General features: G+C 68.7%; 12 protein-coding genes. All 12 read left to right on the forward strand.

Annotation, left to right across the window (positions count from 1 at the left end):
- On the forward strand, positions 1-1064 hold a 1064-nt coding region (locus QN345_RS11895), incomplete at its 5' end, for an RsmB/NOP family class I SAM-dependent RNA methyltransferase (RefSeq protein WP_323508679.1).
- Positions 1065-1169: 105 nt separating this feature from the next.
- Entirely contained in the window at positions 1170-1838 is a 669-nt protein-coding gene (gene rpe / locus QN345_RS11900) for a ribulose-phosphate 3-epimerase (protein ID WP_134448740.1), read from the forward strand.
- 12 nt (positions 1839-1850) lie between these two features.
- Positions 1851-2114 (forward strand): phosphoribosyl-ATP diphosphatase, encoded by a 264-nt coding sequence (locus tag QN345_RS11905; protein WP_134448739.1) that lies wholly within the window; start codon positions 1851-1853, stop codon positions 2112-2114.
- 66 nt (positions 2115-2180) lie between these two features.
- Positions 2181-3020 (forward strand): ATP phosphoribosyltransferase, encoded by an 840-nt coding sequence (gene hisG / locus QN345_RS11910; RefSeq protein ID WP_134448738.1) that lies wholly within the window; start codon positions 2181-2183, stop codon positions 3018-3020.
- A gap of 68 nt (positions 3021-3088) precedes the next feature.
- The gene (gene hisF, locus QN345_RS11915; RefSeq protein ID WP_134448737.1) at positions 3089-3850 is read left to right on the forward strand and encodes an imidazole glycerol phosphate synthase subunit HisF; all 762 of its coding nucleotides are present in this window, start codon (positions 3089-3091) and stop codon (positions 3848-3850) included.
- Positions 3850-4284, forward strand: a complete 435-nt coding sequence (gene hisI / locus QN345_RS11920) for a phosphoribosyl-AMP cyclohydrolase (protein ID WP_134561151.1) — start codon at positions 3850-3852, stop codon at positions 4282-4284. Before hisF ends, hisI begins: the two co-directional genes overlap by 1 nt.
- Positions 4281-5825 carry an anthranilate synthase component I gene (locus tag QN345_RS11925; protein ID WP_134448735.1) on the forward strand — a complete coding sequence of 515 codons (1545 nt, stop codon included), beginning with the start codon at positions 4281-4283 and terminating at the stop codon, positions 5823-5825. The genes hisI and QN345_RS11925 overlap by 4 nt, the downstream gene beginning before the upstream one ends.
- A complete protein-coding gene (locus QN345_RS11930) occupies positions 5826-6473 on the forward strand; it encodes a Trp biosynthesis-associated membrane protein (protein WP_322189718.1) in 648 nt (215 codons plus the stop codon). It abuts the gene before it with no gap.
- Between the two features lie 98 nt (positions 6474-6571).
- Positions 6572-6799 (forward strand): DUF6704 family protein, encoded by a 228-nt coding sequence (locus tag QN345_RS11935; protein WP_134448733.1) that lies wholly within the window; start codon positions 6572-6574, stop codon positions 6797-6799.
- A 4-nt stretch (positions 6800-6803) separates the two neighbouring features.
- Positions 6804-7574: an indole-3-glycerol phosphate synthase TrpC gene (gene trpC / locus QN345_RS11940; RefSeq protein ID WP_134448732.1), complete on the forward strand. Its 771-nt coding sequence runs from the start codon at positions 6804-6806 to the stop codon at positions 7572-7574.
- A complete protein-coding gene (gene trpB / locus QN345_RS11945; RefSeq protein ID WP_134560083.1) occupies positions 7575-8792 on the forward strand; it encodes a tryptophan synthase subunit beta in 1218 nt (405 codons plus the stop codon).
- A partial coding sequence (gene trpA / locus QN345_RS11950) for a tryptophan synthase subunit alpha (protein WP_416347663.1) occupies positions 8789-9385 on the forward strand: 597 nt, incomplete at its 3' end. The genes trpB and trpA, both read left to right, overlap by 4 nt.

The raw sequence follows: 9385 nt of genomic DNA on the forward strand, positions 1-9385 counted from the left end.
CCGTCGAACTGGCCCGCCAGGTCGGCTCCCGTGCAGCGACGGGCTTCACCAACGGCGTGCTTCGCACCATCTCCCGCTCGACCCCGGAGGAGTGGCGCGAACGGGTCCTCGCCGGAGCAGGCTCCGCGGACGACCGGCTCGCCGCCGAACACTCGCACCCGGTGTGGGTCGTGCGCGCATTCAGGCAGTCGCTGCGCCTCGAAGGCCGTGAGGACGAACTCGAAGACCTGCTTATCGCCGATAACGCCGCCCCCCGGGTCAACATGGTCGCGCTGCCTGGCATCACGACAGCAGAGGAGACCGCCGGCCTCGGCCGACCCAACGAGTACTCCCCGGTCGGGTTCATGCTCGCGGGCGGAGACCCCGTTCACCTCGTCACCGACCACGACGGCCGCATCCGGGTGCAGGACGAGGGTTCGCAGCTCGCAGCACTCACCCTGAGCCGGGCCCGCCCCATCACGCCGGGAGAACGCTGGCTTGACCTCTGCGCCGGACCCGGCGGCAAGGCGGCCCTGCTCGCCGCAGAAGCGCGCGCGGGTGGCGCCGAACTCGTTGCAAACGAGCTCGTTCCGGCGAGGGCCACGCTCGTGCGCCGCGCCCTCTCCGCGGTCCCGGGCACCGTTCCGGTCTGGGAACTCGACGGGACCCGCATCGCCGTCAACCACTCCGAGGAATTCGACCGCATCCTGCTCGACGCACCGTGCACGGGTCTCGGCGCACTGCGTCGCCGGCCGGAGGCGCGCTGGCGCAAGCTTCCGCGCGACGTCGCCGAACTCTCCGACCTGCAGTCCGGCCTCATCGACGCGGCGCTCGGCGCACTGAAGCCCGGCGGCCTCCTTGCATACGTCACGTGCTCACCGCACATCGCGGAGAGCCGCGGCATTGTCGCCACGGCGCTGAAGAAGTGGGGAGACCGGGTGCGGGCCGTCGACACGGCCGCGGTCGTCCAGGGATTCAGCGGCACCCCGCTCGACCTGCCGGGCGACGGAACGAGCGTGCAGCTGTGGCCGCACCGCCACGGAACCGACGCGATGTTCATCACCCTGCTCGAGCGCACCGCTTAGCAATACTCGTGAGGTGTCGCATATCGACGTTCGCCGGGCGAATGAAGGTCGATGTGCGACACCTCACGGAGTGGGGTGGCATGCCTGCGGCGATAGGGTGAAGGCATGCCGATCAGGATCAGCCCCAGCATTCTCGCCGCAGACTTCGCGAACCTGGAACGCGACCTCGGTCGCATCCGCACCGCCGACCTCGTGCACGTCGACGTGATGGACAACCATTTCGTGCCGAACCTCACCTTCGGGCTCCCCGTCGCCGAGCGCATCATGCAGGTCTCTGCGCTGCCCGTCGACGCGCACCTCATGATCGAGGATCCGGAACGGTGGGCACCGAAATTCGCCGAGGCCGGAGCGTTCTCCGTGACCTTCCACGGTGAGGCGACGACCAACCCGGTCGCGCTTGCCCGCAAGCTCCGGGCAGCAGGCGCCCGCGCGGGCATCGCCCTGAAGCCGGGCACCGCCATCGAGCCGTACCTCGAGTTCCTCGCCGAATTCGACCAGGTCCTCGTGATGACCGTCGAGCCCGGTTTCGGCGGCCAGAGCTTCCTGCCGTCGACCATGCGCAAGCTCCGCACGGTGGCGGATGCCGTCAGGGCCAGTGGCAGGGACATCTGGCTGCAGGTCGACGGCGGCATCACGGAGGAGACCATCGTCGTGGCCGCAGAGGCGGGCGCGGATACCTTCGTCGCCGGCTCGAGCGTGTTCGGTTTCCCGGATCCCGAGGCCCGGATCGCTCTCCTGAGGACTGCTGCGACCGCGCACTCGCACGCGCACTAGTAACCTAGGGGAGTGAAAACATTCGACAACCTCTTCGCTGAACTGGGCGAAAAAGCACTCAACCGGCCGGAAGGCTCCGGAACCGTCCGTGAACTCGACGCGGGAGTGCATGCCATCGGCAAGAAGATCGTCGAAGAAGCTGCCGAAGTCTGGATGGCAGCGGAGTTCCAGAGCGACGAGGAAACCGCCGCAGAGATGAGCCAGCTGCTCTACCACGTGCAGGTCATGATGCTGGCGAAGGGGCTCACCCTCGCCGACGTCTACAAGCACCTCTGAACCGGCCGCCGCAGCGGCCGGCGCCGCCATCCCTACCCCGAGAACTGACCTGCTGAGAGTGTTGAGATGCTGAGAATTGCCGTGCCCAACAAGGGCTCCCTGTCCGAAACCGCGGCGCAGATGCTGCACGAGGCCGGGTACACCGGGCGTCGCGACCCGCGCGACCTCGTCGTGTCGGACCCGCGCAACGGCGTCGAGTTCTTCTACCTGCGTCCGCGGGACATCGCCACCTACGTCGGCAGCGGGGCGCTCGACGTCGGAATCACCGGCCGGGACCTTCTGCTTGATTCCGGCTCCCCGGCACGGGAGATCGCGAGCCTCGACTTCGGCGACTCGACCTTCCGCTTCGCGGGCCCCGCCGGACGCTTCGGCGAGCTGAGCGACCTCGAAGGGCTCCGCGTCGCGACGAGCTACCCCGGTCTCGTCGAAGCCTTCCTGGCCCGTCACTCCGTCACGGTCACCCTCGTGACCCTCGACGGCGCCGTCGAGTCCGCCGTCCAGCTGGGTGTCGCGGATGCTGTCGCCGACGTCGTCTCGACCGGAACGACCCTGCGCAAGGCCGGCCTCGAGATCTTCGGCCCGGTCATCCTCGAATCGACGGCGGTCCTGATCACCTCCGAGAACGAGAACGCCGGCATCCACACGCTCCTCCGCCGTCTGCAGGGCGTGCTCGTCGCCCGCCAGTACGTGCTGATGGACTACGACATCCCGCTCGTCAAACTCGACGCGGCCTGCCTGCTCGCCCCCGGAATCGAGTCACCCACGGTGTCGAGCCTGCACGACCCCGACTGGGTCGCCGTGCGCGTGATGGTCCCGCGTCACGACAGCAACCACATCATGGACGCCCTCTATGAGCTCGGCGCCCGGGCCATCCTGATCAGCGCCATCCACAACGCCCGCCTGTAGAACCCGATTGTGGGCAGAATAGCAACGGGCGGAACAACACTGGGCAGCAGAGCCCCGGAGGTGCAATCGTGAGTCTTGCCGTGCGGGTCATCCCGTGCCTCGACGTGGCCAACGGCCGGGTCGTCAAAGGCGTCAACTTCCAGAACCTCAGGGACGCGGGCGACCCGGTCGAACTGGCGCGACGGTACTACGAGCAGGGTGCAGACGAACTCACGTTCCTCGACGTCACCGCGACCGTCGACAACCGGGCGACGACGTACGACGTCGTGCGCGCCACAGCGGAGCAGGTCTTCATCCCGCTCACCGTCGGCGGCGGGATCCGGGGAGTCGAAGACGTCTCGCGGCTGCAGGCGAGCGGCGCTGACAAGGTCGGCGTCAATAGCGCCGCAATCCTCCGCCCTGCCCTGATCGGCGAGATCGCCGACCGCTTCGGTTCACAGGTGCTCGTGCTGTCCCTCGACGTGAAGCGCAGCGACCGCACGGAATCCGGGTTCGTCGTGACGACCCACGGCGGCCGCACAGAGACCGACCTCGACGCCCTCGCCTGGGCCAGGCTCGCGATCGAACTCGGAGCGGGGGAGCTGCTCGTCAACTCCATCGACGCGGACGGGACCAAGAATGGCTTCGACCTCGAGCTGATCGGCCTCATGCGCGAAATCAGCAGCGTACCCGTGATCGCCTCCGGCGGCGCTGGACGGGTCGAAGATTTTCCGCCCGCGATCCGGGCAGGCGCAGACGCCGTCCTCGCGGCATCCGTCTTTCACAACGGCGAACTCAGTATCGGAGACGTCAAACACGAACTCGCCAGGGAAGGACTCGTGGTGCGCTGATGACACCCCTGCAGACCATCGAGGATGCCCTCGGGTGCGCCGTCTTCAATGCGGACGGCCTCCTGCCCGCGGTGATCCAGCAGTGGGACACCCGCGAGGTGCTCATGCTGGGCTGGATGAACGAGGAAGCCCTCCGGCGGACCTTCTCAGAGGGCCGCGTGACATTCTGGTCACGTTCGCGCCAGGAATACTGGCGCAAGGGCGACACGTCCGGGCACGCTCAGTACGTGCGCGGCGCAGCGTTCGACTGCGACGCAGACACCCTGCTCGTCCAGGTCGACCAGGTCGGCGGGGCCTGCCACACCGGAACCCACACGTGCTTCGACGGGCGGGACATCGACGTCGCCCACGGCGCCAGGCCCGATGCGACAGACCCCGACGCGACAGACCCCGATGCGACAGACCCCGACGCGACAGACGGAGAACACGCATGACGACGGATTCCCAGACGAGTACGGCCGGCACGACGACGGCCGCGCAGTTCGACGCGCTGGTAGCAGGGCACCGCGTCATCCCCGTGATCCGCGAACTCTTCGCGGACGGGGAGACCCCCGTCGGCATCTACCGCAAACTCGCGGCCGGTCAACCGGGCAGCTTCCTGCTCGAGTCGGCGGAACAGGGCGGCATCTGGTCGCGGTTCTCCTTTGTCGGGGTGTCGTCGTTCGGCGTCCTGACCCAGCAGGGTTCGGAAACCCGGTGGATCCCCTACGGCGTCGACGCCGCACGCGTCCTCGGCCCGGCAGCGGCCCAGCCGCCGCTCGAGGCCCTCGCCACCCTGTACGCCCGCTGGCAGACGCCGCGGCTTCCCGGGCACCCGCCGTTGACCGGCGGTCTCGTCGGGTTCATCGGCTGGGAGGCCGTTCGTCAGCTGGAACGCCTGCCCAACCAGCCCACCGCAGACTATGACGTACCAGGCCAGGCCTTCAGTTTCGTGGCAGACCTCGTCGCGATCGACCACAAGTTCGGCACGGTCCAGCTGATCGCCAACGTCCTGAACGACGGGATCGACGCCGCGGACACGCTCTGGGCGACCGCCCAGGCCAGGCTCGATTCGATGCAGGCCAGGCTCGCCGTGCCTGCGGAGGCCTGGCTCGCCGAGGTCGACATGTCGGCCCCCGCGACGATGCGCGCCCGCACCACCCGCGACGACTTCCTGGCCTCCGTCGACACCGCCAAGCGGCACATCGTCGACGGGGACATCTTCCAGGTCGTCATCTCCCAGCGTTTCGACCAGGAGTGCACGGCCGACCCGATCGACGTCTACCGGGTGCTCCGCAGCCTCAACCCGAGCCCGTACATGTACCTGCTCGGCCTCGAGTCCGCGACAGGGGAACCGTACTGGATCGTCGGATCGTCCCCTGAGGCCCTCGTCAAGGTCCAGAACGGGCGCGTGTTCACCCACCCGATCGCCGGATCCAAGCCGCGCGGTACCACCCCGGAACAGGACGCCGACTTCGAGACCGAGCTCGCCGGTGACCCCAAGGAAGGTGCGGAACACCTGATGCTCGTCGACCTCGCCAGGAACGACCTGCTCAAGGTCTGCGCACCCGGCTCCGTCGAGGTCACCGAGTTCAAACGCATCGAGCGATTCAGCCACATCATGCACCTCGTCTCGTCCGTCGAGGGCAACCTGCTGCAGGGGAAGACGGCCATCGACGTGTTCCGGGCGACCTTCCCGGCCGGAACCCTGTCCGGGGCGCCGAAGCCGCGGGCGCTCGAAATCATCGACGATCTCGAGCCCACCCAGCGCGGTGTCTACGGGGGAGTGGTCGGCTACTTCGGGTTCGCCGGGGACGCGGACCTGGCCATCGCCATCCGCACCGCCACGATCAGCAACGGTGTGGCCAGGGTGCAGGCCGGGGGAGGCCTCGTCGCAGACTCCGATCCCGCGAGCGAGTTCCAGGAATCGGTCAACAAGGCCGCGGCACCGCTGCGCGCCGTCGCGATCGCCAACGCCATGAAGCGGGTGCACTAGGTGAAGCGAACCGGTCGCACCCTCAAGCTCCGGCTGGTGCTCCTCGTCATCGCCGCGAGCGGACTCGCGCTCCTCGCCTGGAGCCAGGTCTGGATCGACGTGCGCGTCGTGCAGGGGTCATCGACCGTCGACCTGCCGATCAGCGGTTCGACCGCAGCGGGCGCGCTGAGCGCCCTCGCCCTCGCCGGGCTCGCCCTCGCCGGCGCACTCACGATCGCGGGCCCCGTGATCCGGGTCGTACTCGGCGCCCTCGAGGTGCTTCTCGGCTTCTCGGTCTCCCTCGATGCCGGCCTCGCCATCGGCAACCCCGCCGCAGCGAGCGCGGCCGCGATCACCAAAGCGACGGGCATCGCGGGTAACGCCTCGATCCAGGACGGCGTCACCGCGGCCGCCCTCACACCGTGGGCCTTCGCCGGTTTCGCGGCCGGTGTCATCATGGCCGCGGCCGGTGTCGGCATCCTCGTCACGAATCGCCGCTGGCCCGGCGCGACGAGTCGATACCAGGCCGTGCGCTTCGAGCCCGCGGACGGTGCACCCGGCGGCCAGCCGGCTGCTTCCGCCGGTGAAGACGCGCGAGAGGATGCCGTCATCACCTGGGACGGGCTCACGCGCGGCGATGATCCCACCGAAACGGCCGGTGACCGGTGATCGGCGCCGCCGCTAGACTTGAGCCGCACCAGGACCCACAATCCACGCGTCCGCAGATGACGCCCATGCGTACGCAGTTGACGCCCAGAAGGAGAACCATGAGCTTCGAGTCGGTAGACCCAGGCGAAGGCCACTCGATCGCGGCCTGGACGGCTGTCGTCGTCATGCTCGTCGCGATCACGATCGGCACCGTCGCCTTCTTCCTCGATGTGCCGTGGCTGGTGTGGGCCTCTGTCGTCCTCCTCGTCCTCGGCCCGATCGCCGGGTTCGTACTGAGCCGGCTGGGCTACGGCGTCGCCGACGCAGCGCCGCACGAAAGTCATTAGCCGAGTGCTGTCCGAACTCCTCGCCGGGGCACTGTCAGACGCCGCTGAACGGCGCCTCACCCGTCCGTTCGCCGCCGTCGAATCGGCGGCCCTCGATCGCGCCCCCGCCATCGACGCACTGCACGCCCTCGCACCGGCCGACAGGGTCAAGATCATCGCGGAAGTGAAGCGGGCGAGTCCTTCCCGGGGCACCCTCGCCGAGATCTCGGACCCTGCCGCCCTCGCCGTCTCCTATGAGTTCGGCGGGGCGAGCGCCATCAGCGTGCTCACAGAGGGACGCCGTTTCCTCGGGTCCCTCGCCGACCTCGAACAGGTGCGATCCGCCGTGTCCATCCCTGTCCTCCGCAAGGACTTCATCGGCGAGCCGTACCAGGTCCTCGAGGCCAGGGCCGCGGGCGCAGACCTCGTGCTCCTCATCGTCGCGGCACTCGACCAGGCCACCCTCGGGTCCCTCCAGGCCCTCGTCCGCGAACTCGGCATGACGGCCCTCGTCGAGACCCATAGCGCCGAAGAAGTCGACCGTGCGCTGGATATCGGTGCAAGCCTCGTCGGGGTCAACGCCCGCGACCTGTCGACGTTCCAGCTCGACCAGGAGCTCTTCGGCCGCCTCGCAGACCGGATCCCCTCCGGTGTCATCCGCGTCGCCGAATCAGCGGTCAAGACGGCCGCGGACGTCGCCCACTATCGTGCCGCCGGCGCCGACGTCGTCCTCGTCGGCGAAGCGCTCGTCACGAACGATCCCATCCTCACCCTTACCGAATTTCTGGCGGTCTAAATGTCCACGTCCCTTCGAACCGAAACAGGCCCGTACTTCGGCGACTTCGGAGGCCGGTTCGTCCCGGAGTCGCTCGTCGCAGCCCTCGACGAGCTCACGAACGAATATGCGCTGGCCAAGGTCGACCCGGCCTTCGCCGCTGAGCTGATGGAACTGCACAGGAGCTACACCGGCCGACCGTCGATCATCACGGAGGTGCCGCGGTTCGCCGCGCACGCCGGCGGCGCCCGGGTGATCCTCAAGCGCGAAGACCTCAACCACACCGGGTCACACAAGATCAACAACGCCCTCGGCCAGGCGCTTCTTACCAAGCGCATCGGCAAGACCCGGGTCATCGCCGAGACCGGCGCCGGCCAGCACGGCGTCGCGACCGCGACCGTCGCCGCGCTGTTCGGGCTCGAGTGCGTCGTCTACATGGGCGAGGTCGACACCGAACGGCAGGCCCTCAACGTCGCACGGATGCGCCTCCTCGGTGCAGAGGTCGTCTCCGTCCGCACCGGGTCGCGCACCCTGAAGGACGCGATCAACGACGCCATGCGCGACTGGGTCACGAACGTCGAGACCACCAACTACATCTTCGGCACCGTCGCAGGTCCGCACCCCTTCCCCGCGATGGTGCGCGACTTCCAGAAGATCATCGGAGAAGAGGCCCGCGCCCAGGTGCTCGAACTCACCGGGCGCCTCCCCGACGCCGTCACCGCGTGCGTCGGCGGCGGTTCCAACGCCATCGGAATCTTCGACGCCTTCCTGGACGACCCTGCTGTCGCCCTCTACGGGTACGAAGCAGGCGGAGAGGGCATCGAGACCCCGCGCCACGCCGCGACCCTGACCAAGGGACGCCCGGGGATCCTGCACGGGGCGCGCAGCCTCATGCTGCAGGACGAGGACGGCCAGACCGTCGAGTCGCACTCCATCTCGGCCGGACTCGACTACCCGGGGGTCGGACCGGAGCACTCCTGGCTCTCGACCATCGGACGGGCGACGTACCTGCCCGTCACCGACGCCGCGGCGATGGACGCGTTCCGCCTCCTCAGCCGCACGGAGGGCATCATCCCGGCGATCGAGTCGGCCCATGCCCTCGCCGGAACCCTCGAGCTCGGCAAACGGCTCGGACCGGAGGCGACCATCCTGGTCAGCCTCAGCGGTCGCGGCGACAAGGACATGGAAACGGCGGGCCGATACTTCGACCTGCTCGACGAGGGTGCACAGCAGCTATGACCGCAACGACGAAGACCAGCACACCGATGACGCCCAACCGCACCAGCAGGGTCGAAGCCACGATCGCCCGGCGCAAGGCAGAGGGCGGCGGTGCCCTGATCGGCTATCTTCCCGTCGGATTCCCCACCCTCGCTGAGAGCATCGGGGCCGCGGTCGCCCTCGCGGAGAACGGCGTCGACATCATCGAGCTCGGGCTCCCGTACTCCGACCCCGTGATGGACGGCCCCGTGATCCAGGCCGCCACCCAGCAGGCCCTCGCCAACGGTTTCCGGCTCCGCCACGGAATCGAAGCCGTCGCGGCGATCACCGCACGCGTCGACGCCCCTGTCCTCGTGATGACCTACTGGAACCCGATCCTGCAGTACGGGGTCGACCGCTTCGCCGACGACCTGCTCGCCGCAGGCGGCGCAGGCCTGATCACCCCCGACCTCATCCCCGACGACGCAGCAGACTGGTTCGCGGCGAGCGACCGCACCGGGCTCGACCGGGTCTTCCTCGCCGCGCCCTCGTCGTCAGACGAACGGCTCGCCCACGCGGTCGAGGTCAGCCGGGGTTTCGTGTACGCCGTCTCCACCATGGGCATCACCGGGGCG

It is taken from the genome of Cryobacterium sp. 10I1, assembly GCF_035019805.1.
GTDB classification, from domain to species: domain Bacteria; phylum Actinomycetota; class Actinomycetes; order Actinomycetales; family Microbacteriaceae; genus Cryobacterium; species Cryobacterium glucosi.

Excerpts from the sequence above, each read along its gene's own strand:
- trpB (WP_134560083.1), top strand. The coding sequence starts at position 7,575 with ATGTCCACGTCCCTTCGAACCGAAACAGGCCCGTACTTCGGCGACTTC.
- hisI (WP_134561151.1), top strand. The coding sequence starts at position 3,850 with ATGACACCCCTGCAGACCATCGAGGATGCCCTCGGGTGCGCCGTCTTC.
- rpe (WP_134448740.1), top strand. The coding sequence starts at position 1,170 with ATGCCGATCAGGATCAGCCCCAGCATTCTCGCCGCAGACTTCGCGAAC.
- hisG (WP_134448738.1), top strand. The coding sequence starts at position 2,181 with ATGCTGAGAATTGCCGTGCCCAACAAGGGCTCCCTGTCCGAAACCGCG.
- QN345_RS11925 (WP_134448735.1), top strand. The coding sequence starts at position 4,281 with ATGACGACGGATTCCCAGACGAGTACGGCCGGCACGACGACGGCCGCG.
- QN345_RS11935 (WP_134448733.1), top strand. The coding sequence starts at position 6,572 with ATGAGCTTCGAGTCGGTAGACCCAGGCGAAGGCCACTCGATCGCGGCC.